This is a genomic window from Thalassococcus sp. BH17M4-6, from assembly GCF_049323015.1.
Taxonomy (GTDB): domain Bacteria; phylum Pseudomonadota; class Alphaproteobacteria; order Rhodobacterales; family Rhodobacteraceae; genus Puniceibacterium.
Genome location: NZ_JBMPGU010000004.1, coordinates 163,179 through 177,803 on the forward strand (window position 1 = coordinate 163,179; position 14,625 = coordinate 177,803).

Here is a 14,625-nt window from a genome sequence, read left to right on the forward strand (position 1 = left end):
TTCTCAGAGCAGGTGGCGGAGCGGCTGCTCCATCCGGCCTGCGAAGTCGGAAAGAAGGGCGAGCGCCGCGGCGGGCGCCAGTTGCTCGGCGGCGCATTCCAGCGTGATCGACAGACCATCGCCCTGTGGTGTGAGCGTCATCACCGGCGCATCCTCGGGGCCCTGTGCCACGGATGTGATCCGGCTCAGACGCAGATCGCGCAGGCGCAGGTCGGGCGTGTCCGCCTCGGTCTGCGCGATGCCAGACAGAGGCCCGGCCGGAACCGTGTACGCCTTTGTGCCACCGGGGGTTTCGACCGCGACCGTGGCGGTGTCAGCGCCCAGGCTCGCCGCGGCCAGACCGGCCAGAAGGGCGGCCGGATCGCCAAGACCGGCCTCTTTCGCGGCCCATGTGGCGAAGGCGGCAAAGCCGTCCTGCGGCACGGAGGCCGTCAGGCGGCGGGCAGGGGTCGCCGCCGCGCCGACCGGCGCGGGCGCGTCGGCGGGCAAGGATCGCAGCACCTCCAGATCGGCGACGTGGAAGGGCTGGGGATGGCCTGCCTGCACCAGGCGGGCGAGGTCCAGTCCCTGTTCCAGCGCCAGCCTGCGCGCCTTGGGCGAGGCGAGGATGCGCCCATCGGCGCTGGCCGCGGCGGGTTTCGGCCCGGGGGCGGGGGCCTTTTCGGCTTTACCGGTCTTGGCGGGCGCCGGAGACTGCGCCTCTTCCTTCGGCGCGGGCGCGGAGGCTGCTTTCTTGACAGAGCGTGTCACGGGCGCGTCGGGTTTTTCGACCGAGATGATCGCGACCGGATCGCCCACCGGCACCTCTTCGCCCGCTTGCGCCAGCGTCGCGGCCAGGTAGCCATCGCTGCCGGCCTCGACTTCCATCGTGCTCTTGTCGGTTTCCACCTCGAAAAGCACGTCGCCCGCGCTGACCGCATCGCCGGGTGATTTCAGCCAATTGACCAGCAGCCCGGTATCCTGGGCCATGCCAAGCTGCGGCATGGTGACGGGGTTGCCTTCGGGAAGGTCCTGCGCGCCTTCGGCATCGGGCTCTTTGGCAGGGGCGGCTGGCGCGGGGCTGTCCTCTTCGGCGCTGTCCGAAATCTGGGCGATCACCGCGCCCACGGGCACGTCGTCGCCCGCCTGCGCGGTCACGCCGGTCAGAAAGCCCGCGGCCTGCGCCTCGACCTCCATCGTGGCCTTGTCGGTTTCCACCTCGAAAAGTGCGTCGCCTTCGGCCACCGGGTCGCCGGGCGCCTTGAGCCAGGCGACGATCTTGCCCGCGTCCTGGGCCATCCCCAGCTGCGGCATTGTCACGTCACGCGGCATGGATCATCTCTCCAGACATCAGCCTGCGGGCGTTTTCGACGACACCTTCGGGCGTCGGCACTGTCACATCCTCGAGCGCCGGGGAAAACGGAATCGGCACATCCATGGCCCCCATCCGCAGCACCGGCGCATCGAGATGATAGAACGCCTTTTCATTAAGCCGCGCTGCGATCTCTCCGGTCACGCCATAGCTTTGGTGGCCCTCGTCGATGACGATGGCGCGGCTGGTCTTTTTCACGCTCTTGAGCAGCGTTTCCTCATCCAGCGGCACGATGGTGCGCGGGTCGATCACCTCGGCCTCGATCCCCTCTTTGGCGAGCATTTCTGCCGCCTTTTCAGCCACCTGCACCATCGACGACGTGGCGATGAGCGTGATGTCTGATCCTTCGCGCTTGATGTTCGCGACACCGAAGGGGATCAGGTATTCCTCTTCCGGCACGGGCGCCTTGTCCTGATACATCAGCTTGTCTTCGAAGATCACCACCGGGTTGTCATCGCGGATCGCGGTCTTCATCAGGCCCTTCGCCTCGTAGGCCGACGACGGCATCGCGACCTTGAGCCCGGGGATATGCGCCACCAGCGCGTGCAGCGATTGGCTGTGCTGGGCGGCTGAGCGGCGCGTGGCGCCAAGGTTGGTGCGCAGGACCAGCGGCACGCTCAGCTTGCCCCCGGACATGTAGTGGGTCTTGGCCGCCTGATTGCAGAGCTGATCCATGATCAGATACAGGAAATCGCCGAACATCAGGTCGACCACGGGCCGTGTGCCGGTCATGGCGGCGCCTACGGCGATCCCCATGAAACCGGGCTCGGCAATGGGCGTGTCGACCACGCGGTCGGTGCCGAATTCCTCGACAAGGCCCGACAGCACCTTGAAGGGCGTTCCGGCCTCGGCCACGTCCTCGCCGATGATGAACACCGTCTCGTCGCGGCGCATCTCTTCGGCCAGGGCCTCGTTCACGGCCTGGGACAGGGTAATCTCTCTCATCGCGGTCTCCTCAGGCCAGGGCGTGTTCGACGTCGGTGTAGACATGCATGTCCACCTCGGACGGATCGGGATATTTCGCGTTCAGCGCATAGTCGACGGCGGCGGCGGCATCTTTCTTGACCTCTGCGTTCATCGCCTCGATCTCGTCCTCGGTGGCGATGCCCTGTTCGACAAGGTAGCCGCGGAAGCGGATGATCGGATCGCGGTTGTCGCGCCAATCCTTTTCCTCGTCCTTGGACCGGTAGTATTCGCGGTTGATGTCGCCGACGTGGTGACCGTGATAGCGGTAGGTCTCAAGCTCCATGAAAAATGGGCCTTCGCCCTTGCGCGCCCGTGCCACCAGCTTCTGCGTCAACTCGTTGACCGCCAGAACATCCTGCCCGTCGACCTTGTGCGCCTCGATCCCAAAGGCTTCGGCCCGGGCGGTGATCGATCCGGCGGCGATTTCTTCGGTCTTGGTGTATTCGGAATAGCCGTTGTTTTCGCAGGCATAGATCACCGGCAGGTTCCAGAGCGCGGCCATGTTCATGACCTCGTACATCAGCCCCTGCGCGGTCGCCCCGTCGCCAAAGAAGCAGACTGTGACGTCGTCGCGGCCCAGCATCTTGGCGGTGAAGGCCGACCCGGTGGCGATCCCCATGGACCCGCCCACGATGGCATTGGCGCCGAGGTTGCCGTTCGACTGGTCGGCGATGTGCATCGATCCGCCCTTGCCGCGGCAGTAGCCTTCTTCCTTGCCCAGCAGTTCGCAGAACATTTCCTTGAATTCCGCACCCTTGGCAACGCAGTGCCCGTGCCCGCGGTGGGTCGAGGTGATCTTGTCCGTGACCTCGAGCGCCTCGCAGATGCCCACGGCCACGGCTTCCTCGCCGGAATACATATGGGTAAGGCCCGGCATCTTGGCGTCGAGGTACAGCCGGTTGGCATTGTCCTCGAAGGTGCGGATGCGGACCATCTGGCGGTACATGCGCAGGTAATCTTCGGTGTTGGTCTTGGCTTTGGCCATAATGTCCTCTTGCGGCAGGTGGGTTGGAAACCCACCCTACGCAGCCTGCGCAGGGCGGGTTGATGACCCACCGCTCAGTAACGGTTGGCGATTGGCAGTTCTTCGGCGGGGAATAGGCTGATCACCTCGCAGCCGGTTTCCGTCACCACGACCTCTTCCTCGATCCGTGCGGCGGAATATCCGTCGGCGGCGGGGCAATAGGTTTCCAGCGCGAAGACCATGCCGGTCTTGATCTCCATCGGGTGATCGAGGCTGATCGCACGAGAGATGATCGGACGTTCGTGCAGCGCCAGACCCAGGCCGTGGCCGAACTGCAGGCCAAAGGCCGCATCCTCGTTCGGGAAGCCAAGCGATTCCGCCGTCGGCCAGACCTCGGCCACCTTGTCGGTGGTCACGCCGGGCTTGATCATTGCGATCGAGGCATCGATCCATTCGCGCGCCTTCACGTAGGCGTCGTTCTGCGCAGGCGTCGCGCGGCCCACGTTGAAGGTGCGGTAGTAGCAGGTGCGATAGCCCTGATAGCTTTGCAGAATATCAAAGAACGCCTGGTCGCCGGGGCGGATCAGCCGGTCGGTGAAGTTGTGCGGATGCGGGTTGCAGCGCTCGCCCGAGATAGCGTTGATCGCCTCCACATCGTCCGACCCCATTTCATAGAGCAGCTTGTTGGACATTGCGACGATGTCGTTCTCGCGCACGCCCGGCTTCAGCTCTTCGTAGATCATGTGATAGACGCCATCGACCATGCTGGCCGCCTGGGTAAGCAACTGGATCTCGTCCCAGTTCTTGATCTCGCGCGCCGCCAGCATGATCTGCTGGCCGTCCACAACGTTGATACCCTCGGCGATCAGCGCGTGGAACATCGCGGTTTCGGCATAGTCCACGCCCACCGGCATGTCGGCCATGCCCGCATCCTTGATCAGTTGTGCGATCATCTTGGCGTATTTGGTCATCAGGCCGAAATCCGGCGGGATGGTGCCGCGCATGCCGACCACACCGGCCAGGCAGTGATCAGGCTCCAGCCAGTCGGAATGCCGCTTGTGATGCACCGCCGCCGAACCGAAATCCCAGACGTAAGGGGAATCGTCGCCGGTCAGCAGGCAGAAGCGGCACATCTTGTCCCGTTCCCATTCGCCGATCTTGGTCGCCGTTACGTACCGGATGTTGTTCACGTCAAACAGCAGCAGCGATCCGGCCTTTGAGTTCTGCAGCGACTGGCGCGTCCGCGCCAGCCGGTAGCGGCGAAGGCGGTCATGGTCGATCCGGCGTTCGAAATCGACCGAGGTGTGGCCCCAGGCCGGCAGACGTTCCCGCCATTCCCAGTTCGGTTCCAGATCCTGCGGGGTCAGCAGGTTGGGCATCAGGGCGCGTGACATGTGGTTCTCCTCCCGGGCGGCGCAGTCGCGGCCCATGTCTAAGTTTTCTGATTTTGAATCAGGTGGTTACTTGGTAACCCAGCCACCGTCGATCGAGATCATCTGGCCGGTCATGTAATCGCTGTCGTCGGATGCGAGGAACGACGCGGTGCCGATGATGTCCTTGGGATAGGACACCCGCTTGATCACCAGGTTGCTTTCGACGATGTCCTCGTAGGCCTGGCCCTCACGCTCCTTGAAGCCGATTTCGACCAGGTCCTTGTCAAGCTGTTCCCAAAGCGGGGTGACCACCACGCCGGGGGCGTAGCCGTTCACGGTGATGTTGTGTTCGGCCAGACCCAGCGCGCCGCATTCGGTCAGCGCAAGGCAGCCGTATTTCGACGTGCAGTAGACGGTCACATCCACCAGCGGCTTGCGCGATGCGATGGAGCCGACGTTGATCAGCTTGTAGGGGTGATCCTCCATCGGGCCCTGCTTGATCATCTGGCGGGCGGTTTCCTGCATGCCCAGCCACATCGCCTTGGTGTTGACGTTCATGATCATGTCCCAGTTGTCTTCGTCGATATCCATGAAGAACCGGGGTTTGTTGAGGCCCGCATTGAAAAGCCCCACGTTGATCGAGCCGAAGGCGTCGACGGTCGCGGCCACGGCGGCGGCGTTGTCCTCGCGCTTGGTCACGTCCATCCGGACCGCGATGGCCTTGCCGTTTCCGGCGTCGTTGATGCGGGCGGCGGTTTGCGTCGCCTCGTCCAGATCAAGGTCGCCCAGACACACGTTGGCGCCCTGTGCCGCAAAGGCTTCGGCGTTGGCGGCGCCCATGCCGCGGGCGGCCCCCGTTATCAGGATATTCTTGCCCTTGAGGCGATTGGCGTCCATGACTGTGTCCTCCCTTGATCACGCAGACCCGTTTTCGGTAAACACCACCTCGGCCCGGGTCTGGGCCTGGCGGATCGCTTCGCGCGGCGACTGGATGCCGCGCAGCATGTCGTGAAATTCCTCGCCGCAGATCTGGATGATCTGGTTGATTTCCGGCACCGGCGGGCGCGGCCAGAACTGCAGCTCGTCGCGCCAGGACATGCCGTCCACCGCTTCGAAGATGCCGGAGGCGCGGCGCACCTCGGGGTCGGCCCCGACCGAATAGCGCGGATTGGTGCGGCTGCCGTTCTGCACGTACATCTTCTGTGCCTCTGGCGAGGTGAAGACGCACAATGCCTCGACCGCGGCGCGCAGCCGGTCCGCCGGCAGGTTGGCGGGGATGCCCATGACGTAGCCGCCGACCGGGGCCACCGGCGACGCGCCGGGGCCTGCCGGGTGGGGCAGGTAGCCGGTTGTGCCGAAGGCGGGCGAGGTTTCGTCGGATTCGAAGTAAGGGGCCAGCAGGGTGTAGCCATAGGCCATGGCGATGCGCCCCTGCGCATAGGGGCGGACGCGTTCGTACCAGGACATCGACAGGATGTCGGGCGGCGAATAGCGCAAGAGCTCCAGCAGGTATTCCGCGGCGCGCAACCCGGCCTCTGTGTCGATGGTGGGCCGGTAGCGGCGCGAGGCGAGATCGTCGATGTCGTATCCGCCCGCAATTTCGCGCAGGTCGAGCACCGGCTGGCCGAAATCGGCCATCGTCATCAGCACCGTATGCCCCAGCGCCGTGCCGCGCGCGGCGTTCCAGGCGATGCCGTAGCGGCCCTTGAGCGGGTCGTGGAACGCCGCCGCGGCCTTGAGCAGCGCGTCGGTCGTGGCCGGCGGCTCCAGCCCCTCCTTTGCGAAAAGATCCTTGCGATAGAAGAGCAGTTCCGGCGTGGTCTGGGCCGGAACGCCGTAGGGCCTGCCGCCCCAATGCGCCGCTTTCCAGCCTGCGGTGTGAAAATCCGCCGGATCGAGCCGCGCGATGTCCATCGCCTGGTCCAGCGGCATCAGCACGTTTTCCGACGCGAATTCCCCGACCCAAGGCAGATCGACCGCGATGATGTCATAGCGGCTGGTCTTGCGCAGGGCATTGCGCCGCGCTTCGTCCCGCAGGCGGTCGATGGAAAAGGCGCGCTGGTGAATGTCGGTGCCGATGACCTGTTCGAACTGCCGCTTGAGATTGTCCATGACCATGAAGGTCGGATCACCGTGCACCAGCACCCGCACGCCGCCCGCCACCTTGATCGGCTCGGCCAGCACCTGCAACGGCGGGATCGACTGCGCCGCCATATAGGACGCCGAGAAATAATAGTCCTGCGTGTCGCGCCCGGTCTCGGCCCCGCCGAACTGGGCCTCTGACAGGCGCCGCACGCGGCCCGACAGCTGCATCCACTGCTCCATCAGCTTTTCGCTGGGGTGCAGCGAAAAGCTCTTGCCGCTGGCGGTGCGGGGGCGCTGTTCGATCAGCTCCGCCTCGATCATGTCGCGCAGGCGGCGGGTACCTGTGGCATAGGGCACGCGGCTGGCCCCAATGAGCGAGGTGGGCGTCACGATCCGACCATCCAGGTGGCCACGGATAAGGTGCAGCGCCATGCGGAAATAGGGGTTGGGCGCGAAAAGCTCGATCGTGTCCTCAAGCTCGTTTCCGAAATCATCCAGAAAGGACAAAATCTGAAGCATATCGGTCTTCGCCTGTGGCGAAACCGGTCGTGCTTCGGTATGTCCTGTCATGGCATTCATCGGGTTTTGCGGTTTCTTTGTCTTTCGGCGCGCCGGTCTGCGCCTCGCTTTGTCCGGTTTGGACGAATCTTGGCCGGTCATTGCGTTGGCCTCCTTCAAAATGTTCAAATTGATGGAGGGAGCGTATCGGGAAATCGTCCATATTGGACAATAAATTATCCAAAGTGGACAAATCAGCGCCGCAAGCGTGGCGACGAACCCGTCAGACTTGGCCCAGTCGCCCGCTACAACGGGCACTGATTCCCTGCAGGAGGATGCGGGGACACCAAGGATGAAACGGGATACCCGGGAGGAAACCACCTATGAAAATGCGCAATATTCTTGCTGCGACCACCGCAACCGTCGCGCTGGCCGGAACGGCATTTGCCGCCGGTCACGAGACCATGAAGATCGGCATTACCCAGAACAACGTGGGCGTCGACAGCTATCAGACCACCTATGAGCAGGCGTTCATCGCCGCCGCCGAAGCCAATGACGCGGTTGAAACCGTCGTTCTGGACGCAGGTGGTGACGTGGCACGCCAGATCGCCCAGATGGAGGATCTGATCCAGCAGGAAGTCGACGCGATCATCATCTGGCCGACCAACGGCGAGGCGGTCATTCCCGCCGTGCGCAAGGCGCATCAGGCCGACATTCCGGTCATCGTCACCAACTCCAACATCGCCGAGGCGGGTTTCGACTTCGTCAGCTCCTTCTCGGGCCCTGACAACATCACCCAGGGCGCCCGTTCGGCCGAGATCATGTGTGACAAGTTCAAGGACATGGGCATCGAAAGCGAAGCGCAGGTCGTGCACATCACCGGCCAGCCGGGCTACACCACCGCCATCGAGCGCGCCAAGGGTTTCGAGGATCGTCTGCCCGAGGTCTGCCCCGACGTGACCGTGGTCGATACGCAGCCGGGTGACTGGAACCGCGAGAAAAGCCAGAAGGTCATGGAAGCGTTCCTGGTCAAGTACGACGACATCGACGGCGTCTATGCCGGGGATGACAACATGGGCGTGGGCGCCCTGAACGCGGCCAAGGCCGCCGGACGCGACGGCATCATCTTTGTCGGCGCCACCAACTTCGCCGTCGGCTACGAGGCGATGGAGCGCGGTGAATACTGGGGCTCGATCTATCAGTCGCCGGTCGATGACGCCGAAGCGGCTCTGCAGACGGCCATCGACGTGCTCAACGGCGAAGAGGTGCCGTTCCTGAATTACTTCGACACGCCGAAGATCACCCAGGACAACATGGGCGACTACACCAAGCCGGTCTTCTAAGACGGCAGTGACAGCGGGCGCGGCCTCACCGTCGCGCCCGAATTCCATCTCAAGAACTACACGGGAGGGGGCCATGGCACGGGTTGCTGGCCGTTCCTGCATCGTGACCGGTGCAGCGCGTGGAATCGGGCGCGCGATAGGCGAGGCGCTGCTGGATGAAGGCGCTGACGTCTGTTTCGCCGATATCAACGGGGCGCTGGTGCAAGAGGTCGCAGAGGCCAATGCCGGACGGGCCGAGGCGGGCGGCGGACAGGTCGCCTGGGCCGCGGTGGACGTGGCGGAGCGCAGCCAGGTCCGCGAGATGATCGACAAGGCGGTTGATGCTTTCGGCAAGCTGGACGTCAAGTTCAACAATGCCGGCGTGAACAAGCCGATGAACTTTCTCGACGTGACCGAGGAGAACTGGAATTTCATCATGCGGATCAACGGGCTGGGCTGCCTGATCGGCATGCAGGAAGCGGCCCGGCAATTCATTCGCCAGGGCACGCCCGGCAAGATCGTCAACACCGCCTCCATCGCCAGTCGCCAAGGGTTCGACAATGTCGCCCCCTATTGCGCAAGCAAGTGGGGCGTGGTGTCCTTGACGCAATCGGGCGCGCGCGACCTGGCCAAGCATGACATCACCGTCACAGGCTTTGCCCCCGGCGTCGTGGCCACCGAGATGTGGGAAGAGGTCGACCGCGACCTGATGCAGATCGGGGCGGCCGAACGGCCCGGCCAGGCGATGGAGGAGTTTTCGTCGGAAATCCTCAAGGGGCGCGTGGCCAAGCCCGAAGATATCACGGGAACGACGACGTTCCTGGCTTCGAAAGACAGCGACTACATGACCGGCCAGATCGTGATGATCGACGGCGGCATGACTTTGGTCTGACATCGCACCGCCCGGGGAGGGGCGGCGCGCGCACCCGCAAGGCGGGCAGGGAGGAACGAATGGCGGCGCTACAAAAGGAACAGATTGGCCGGTTCATGGCCAAGCAGGGCATTCTGGTGGCCTTTGCGGTCTTCATGATCGGCTTCACGCTGGCCAACCAGCGGTTTGTCGATCCCGACAACATCATGGGCGTGATCCGGTCATCGGCCATTCTGGGCGTCATGGCGCTTGGCGTGACCTTCGTGGTGATCAGTGGCAACCTCGACCTGTCGGTGGGGTCGATGATGTCGTTCTCGACCATCGTGGTGCTGGACCTGCACGATCAGATCGGCCCCGCGCTGGCGATCCCGGCGATGTTCGCCATGACGCTGTGCCTTGGCGCCTTCATCGGGTTCCTTGTGGGCTATCTCAAGCTCAATTCGCTGATCGTCACGCTGGGCATGCTGTCGGCGATCCACGGGCTGACGCTGACCTATTCGGGCGGGCAGAACATGGACATCGCCGACAAGGAAGGCACCTGGTTTTCGGTCTTCGGCCAGGGCGCTGCCCTTGGTATCCCTGTGCCGATCCTGATCTTCGTGGCCCTCGCGGCGATCCTTGGCCTGCTGCTGGCAAAGACGCCATTCGGGCGCAAGGTCTATGCGGTGGGCGGCAACGGCACGGCGGCGACGTTCTCGGGCATCCGCCGGGCGCGCGTGGTCTTCATGTGCTATCTCATGTCGTCCTTCTGCGTGGCCACCGCGGGGCTGATCCAGGCCAGCCGCAGCCTCGGTTCGCAAAACACCGTCGGGCAGGGGCTGGAGCTTGAGGTGCTGGCCGCCGTCATCCTGGGCGGGGCGTCCCTGCTGGGCGGGTCGGGCACGATCTTCAAGACCGTCATCGGCGTGCTGATCCTGGGCTTTATCCAGAATGGTCTGCTGCTCGTCGGGCTGCAGTTCTACGTCCAGTACGTCGTCACCTGGGTCATCATCATCCTTGCTGTCTGGCTCGATATCGCGGCCAAGCGCGGCAAGCTCTGGTCCCCAATCGCGTAAGGAGAGAAAGACATGAAACCGGGCACGCTTTCCACCTTTCTCAAGCGCGGGGCCATCTGGGGCTTTATCGTGCTGGAGCTGATCTTTTTCACCGTGGCGGGGGAATTCCTCAGCCTGAGTGAAAAGGCCTTCATGGACGTCGACAACATGCTGCTGCTTTTCAAGCAGTCGGCGCCGATCGGCATCATCGCCATGGGCATGACCATCGTCATGGTCAACGGCAACATCGACCTGAGCGTCGGGGCCATCTATGCGCTTTGTGCCATCGTTCTGCTCGACAGCATGTCCTGGCCGGTCTTCGCGGGGCTGGGCGACTGGGTGATCCCGGTGTCCTGGCTGCTGGCGCTGGCGGCGGGCACGGCGCTTGGCGCGCTCAACGGGCTGATCGTCTGGAAGACCGGCGTCGATGCCTTCATCGTCACGCTGGGGTCGATGCTGGGCTATCGCGGCCTGGTCTTCATGTACAACGGCGAACAGCCCACGAGCGAGCTGAACTGGACACTGGTCGATTTCGCAGAGGCGCAGTTTCTGGGCCTGCACACGGCGACCTGGTTCCTGCTGGCGGTGACCGTGGCGATCTGGTTCCTGATGAACAAGACCGTGCATGGCCGCAACGCCTATGCCATCGGCGACAACCGAGAGGCGGCGGTAAACGCGGGCATTCGCGTCGGGCCGCACATGATGATCAACTTCATGATCATCGGCTTTCTGGCGGCGCTTTCTGCGGTGGTCTTCTATTCCGAAAGCGGGTCGGTCAATCCCAACGACGGTGAACTTTACGAGCTGTGGGTGATCACCGCGGTCGTGCTGGGCGGCACCAAGCTGACCGGTGGCGCGGGCTCCATCATCTCGACCTTCGGCGGGGTGCTGGCGATCCAGCTCTTGCGCAAGGGGCTGGCGCATATCGGCGCCGACACCTCGACCGTGAACCTTGTCATCGGTCTGATCCTGATCGCGGTGCTGTTCCTGGATCGACAGCTGAACGTCAAAGGCAAAGAGGAGTTGAAGGTATGACCACCCCGGCGCTGAGACTGGAAAACATCGTCAAGACCTTCCCGGGTGTGCGCGCGCTCGACGGCGTGTCGCTCGAGGTCATGCCCGGCGAGGTGCACGCCCTGATGGGCGAAAACGGCGCGGGCAAATCCACCCTGATGAAGGTGCTGGGCGGCATTCACCAGCCCGACGAAGGCAAGATCATCGTCAGCGAAGAGCCGGTTGTCATGCGCTCCCCGCTCGAGGCCAAGGCCAAGGGCATCGTCTTCATCCATCAGGAACTGAGCCTGGCCGAGGAACTGACGGTGGCCGAGAACATCTATCTGGGCGAACTGCCGCGCAAGCGCTTCGGCCTGGTCGACTGGACCAAGCTGGAGGCGCAGACCAATGCGATCCTCGAGCGGCTGAAGGTCGGGTTCAATGCCCGCACCCGGGTGGGGGATCTGTCCATCGCCAACCAGCAGATGGTCGAGATCGCCCGCGCGCTGACCGTCGATGCCAAGGCGGTGATCTTCGACGAGCCGACCGCCTCGCTCACCGACGCGGAAAAGGTCGTGCTGTTCGAGGTGATCGCGGGCCTGCAGGAGCGGGGCGTAGGGATCATCTACATTTCGCACCGGATGGAAGAGATCTTCAAGATCACCGACCGGATCAGCGTTCTCCGCGACGGCAGCTATCGCGGCACCCTGACGACGCGCGACACCAACGAGGAAGAGGTGACGCAGCTGATGATCGGCCGGTCGCTCGACCTCAGCCGCAGCCCCAGCACCCACGAGATGGGCAAGGTCGCGCTCGAGGTGCGCGGCCTGTCCTGCGGCGATCTTTTCCACGACATCAGTTTCGAGGTGCGCTCGGGCGAGGTGCTGGGCTTTTACGGCCTCGTGGGCGCGGGCCGGACCGAGATTGCCGAAACCATCTTTGGCCTGCGCGACCCGTCTGCGGGCAAGATCCTGCTTGAGGGCGAAGAGGTGCGCATCCATTCGCCGGTCGACGCCATCGCGCGGGGCATTTCGCTGGTGCCAGAGGACCGCAAGGGCCAGGGGCTGGTGCTGGGCATGAACTGCCGGGACAACATGACCCTGCCGCAAGTCGATGACCTCAAGGCCGGGCCATTCGTGGCCGAAGGGGCCGAGGTGTCGATCTTCGATCAGTATCGCGACCGGCTGGACATCCGCACCCCGGGCTGGAAGCAGCTTGTCGGCAACCTGTCGGGTGGCAACCAGCAGAAGATCGTCATCGGCAAATGGCTGTCGATGCATCCCAGCGTGCTGATCGTGGACGAACCGACCCGCGGCATCGACGTCGGATCGAAATCCGAGATCCACAACCTGATCCGGGAACTGGCCGCGCAGGGCTATGCGGTCATCGTCATCAGCTCGGAAATGCCCGAGGTGCTGCACGTGTCGGACCGGATCGTCGCGATGTATTCGGGCCGCATCATGCGCACCTTCACCTCGGAAGAGGTGACCGAGGACAATCTGATTCAGGCAATCTCGGGTCTGGGCGGCGACAAGGCGGCCTGAGATGCACGTCGGTTTTGCAGGGCTGGGGCGCATGGGTGTGCCGATGGCCCGAAATCTGGCACCGGCCGGGTTTGACCTGACCTTGTGGAACCGCTCCGCCGACAAGGCGCGGGCTCTGGCGGAGGATCTGGGCTGCGCCGTGGCCGACAGCCCGCGCGCGCTGTCGGATGCGGCGGATGTGGTGGTGACGATGCTGGCCGACGATTCCTCCTCGTGGGCTGTGCATGTCGGGGCGGACGGGCTTTTTGCCGGATCCGCCCCGATCTATCTGGAAATGGGCACGATGAGCCCGGATCATATTGCGGCGCTGGCCGAAAAGGCCCCCGCGGGCGTCACGGTGATCGACGCGCCGGTGTCGGGCGCCACGCAGGCGGCGGCGGATGCGCAGCTTTTGATCATGGCGGGTTGCACCCCCGATGACGCGGCCCCGGTCAGCAGGGTGCTGGAGGCGCTGGGATCGCAGACCATCTGCCTTGGCACACAAGGGGCCGGCACGGTGATGAAGCTGGCGGTCAATTCGCTGATCCACGGCATCAACCAGACCCTGGCCGAGGCGATGACCCTGGCCGAGGCGGCGGGCATCGCGTCCGACGCGGCGTTTGACGTGATCGAGGCATCGGCGGCCTGCGCGCCGATGCTGCGCTACCGCCGTCCGCTTTACCTTGATGAGGCCGCGCATGACGTGACCTTCACCGTTGCGCTGGCGCGAAAGGATATGGAGGTGACCGCCGATCTGGCGGCGCGTCTGGGCACGGCCATGCCGCAGGGACTGACGACCCTCGACCAGCTGCGCAAGGCGGAAACCGCAGGGTATGCCACGCGCGACATGGCGTCGATGCTGGCTTTTGCACGAAAGGAAGAGCGATGAAAGCAGCGCTTTTTGTCGGTGGCTGGGAAGGCCACACCCCCACCGCCTTTGCCGATTGGTACCGCGATCTCTTGCAGGACAACGGGTTCGAGGTCGTGGTCCACGACACGCTCGAGCCGCTGGAGCGGCCCGCCGATCTGGCCGATATCGACTTGATCACGCCGATCTGGTCCTCGGCCCGGTCCGGCCACCAGGCAGAGTTCGGCAACATGACGAAACCGCAGGAGGATGGCCTCTTGCAGCTGATCGGCGAAGGCTGCGGCCTCGCCGGTTGGCACGGGCATATGGGCGACGCGTTCCGCGACCGCCCGACCTATCATTTCCTGATCGGTGGGCAGTTCGTGGCGCACCCGCCAGGCTGGCCCGACAACCTGCAACCGGCCGAGGATTACATCGACTACGATGTCACAATCTGCCGCCCCGACGATCCGATCGTGGAGGGGATCCGCAGTTTCCGCCTCAAATCAGAACAGTATTACATGCTGGTCGACCCGTCGAACGAGGTGCTGGCGACCACGACATTCTCGGGCGATCATCTGTGGTGGATCGAAGGCACGGTGATCCCGGTGGTCTGGAAGCGCCGCTGGGACAAGGGTCGGGTGTTCTATTGCTCCATCGGGCACGAACTGGATGACCTCAAGGTCCCGCAAGTGACCGAGATCATCCGCCGCGGCGCGCTCTGGGCGGCGCGAGGTGGCTGAGAGGCTCTGGCTTGGCGCCGCGCAGGGCGCGGCTTGAGTCCAAGCCAGCCTCCGC

13 protein-coding genes are annotated in these 14,625 nt (G+C 64.1%); 7 read left to right on the plus strand and 6 right to left on the minus strand.

Going from position 1 to position 14,625, the window contains the following annotated elements; genetic code table 11:
• Positions 1 to 3 precede the first annotated feature (3 nt).
• The 6 genes from ACOXXX_RS07660 to ACOXXX_RS07685 form a co-directional block, all read right to left on the minus strand.
• Complete coding sequence (locus tag ACOXXX_RS07660) at positions 4 to 1,311, minus strand: biotin/lipoyl-containing protein (protein WP_422825974.1); 1,308 nt, start codon at positions 1,309 to 1,311, stop codon at positions 4 to 6.
• Positions 1,301 to 2,296 carry an alpha-ketoacid dehydrogenase subunit beta gene (locus tag ACOXXX_RS07665; RefSeq protein ID WP_422825975.1) on the minus strand — a complete coding sequence of 332 codons (996 nt, stop codon included), beginning with the start codon at positions 2,294 to 2,296 and terminating at the stop codon, positions 1,301 to 1,303. The genes ACOXXX_RS07660 and ACOXXX_RS07665 overlap by 11 nt, the downstream gene beginning before the upstream one ends.
• A gap of 10 nt (positions 2,297 to 2,306) precedes the next feature.
• Entirely contained in the window at positions 2,307 to 3,302 is a 996-nt protein-coding gene (locus tag ACOXXX_RS07670; protein ID WP_422825976.1) for a thiamine pyrophosphate-dependent dehydrogenase E1 component subunit alpha, read from the minus strand.
• A 74-nt stretch (positions 3,303 to 3,376) separates the two neighbouring features.
• Complete coding sequence (locus ACOXXX_RS07675) at positions 3,377 to 4,675, minus strand: M24 family metallopeptidase (RefSeq protein WP_422825977.1); 1,299 nt, start codon at positions 4,673 to 4,675, stop codon at positions 3,377 to 3,379.
• 66 nt (positions 4,676 to 4,741) lie between these two features.
• The gene (locus tag ACOXXX_RS07680) at positions 4,742 to 5,551 is read right to left on the minus strand and encodes an SDR family oxidoreductase (protein ID WP_422825978.1); all 810 of its coding nucleotides are present in this window, start codon (positions 5,549 to 5,551) and stop codon (positions 4,742 to 4,744) included.
• Positions 5,552 to 5,569: 18 nt separating this feature from the next.
• Positions 5,570 to 7,258, minus strand: a complete 1,689-nt coding sequence (locus tag ACOXXX_RS07685) for an ABC transporter substrate-binding protein (protein ID WP_422825979.1) — start codon at positions 7,256 to 7,258, stop codon at positions 5,570 to 5,572.
• A 362-nt stretch (positions 7,259 to 7,620) separates the two neighbouring features.
• On the opposite strand from ACOXXX_RS07685, the gene ACOXXX_RS07690 reads away from it, so the two are divergent.
• The 7 genes from ACOXXX_RS07690 to ACOXXX_RS07720 all read left to right on the plus strand — a co-directional run bounded on the left by ACOXXX_RS07690 (position 7,621) and on the right by ACOXXX_RS07720 (position 14,570).
• The gene (locus tag ACOXXX_RS07690; protein ID WP_422825980.1) at positions 7,621 to 8,580 is read left to right on the plus strand and encodes a sugar ABC transporter substrate-binding protein; all 960 of its coding nucleotides are present in this window, start codon (positions 7,621 to 7,623) and stop codon (positions 8,578 to 8,580) included.
• A gap of 73 nt (positions 8,581 to 8,653) precedes the next feature.
• Positions 8,654 to 9,451, plus strand: a complete 798-nt coding sequence (locus tag ACOXXX_RS07695) for an SDR family oxidoreductase (RefSeq protein WP_422825981.1) — start codon at positions 8,654 to 8,656, stop codon at positions 9,449 to 9,451.
• A gap of 59 nt (positions 9,452 to 9,510) precedes the next feature.
• A complete protein-coding gene (locus tag ACOXXX_RS07700) occupies positions 9,511 to 10,485 on the plus strand; it encodes an ABC transporter permease (RefSeq protein WP_422825982.1) in 975 nt (324 codons plus the stop codon).
• 12 nt (positions 10,486 to 10,497) lie between these two features.
• Positions 10,498 to 11,499: an ABC transporter permease gene (locus ACOXXX_RS07705; protein ID WP_422825983.1), complete on the plus strand. Its 1,002-nt coding sequence runs from the start codon at positions 10,498 to 10,500 to the stop codon at positions 11,497 to 11,499.
• On the plus strand, positions 11,496 to 13,001 hold the full coding sequence (locus ACOXXX_RS07710; RefSeq protein ID WP_422825984.1) for a sugar ABC transporter ATP-binding protein: 1,506 nt from the start codon (positions 11,496 to 11,498) through the stop codon (positions 12,999 to 13,001). The genes ACOXXX_RS07705 and ACOXXX_RS07710 overlap by 4 nt, the downstream gene beginning before the upstream one ends.
• Position 13,002: 1 nt before the next feature.
• Positions 13,003 to 13,869: an NAD(P)-dependent oxidoreductase gene (locus ACOXXX_RS07715; RefSeq protein ID WP_422825985.1), complete on the plus strand. Its 867-nt coding sequence runs from the start codon at positions 13,003 to 13,005 to the stop codon at positions 13,867 to 13,869.
• Positions 13,866 to 14,570: a ThuA domain-containing protein gene (locus ACOXXX_RS07720; RefSeq protein WP_422825986.1), complete on the plus strand. Its 705-nt coding sequence runs from the start codon at positions 13,866 to 13,868 to the stop codon at positions 14,568 to 14,570. Before ACOXXX_RS07715 ends, ACOXXX_RS07720 begins: the two co-directional genes overlap by 4 nt.
• Positions 14,571 to 14,625 lie beyond the last annotated feature (55 nt).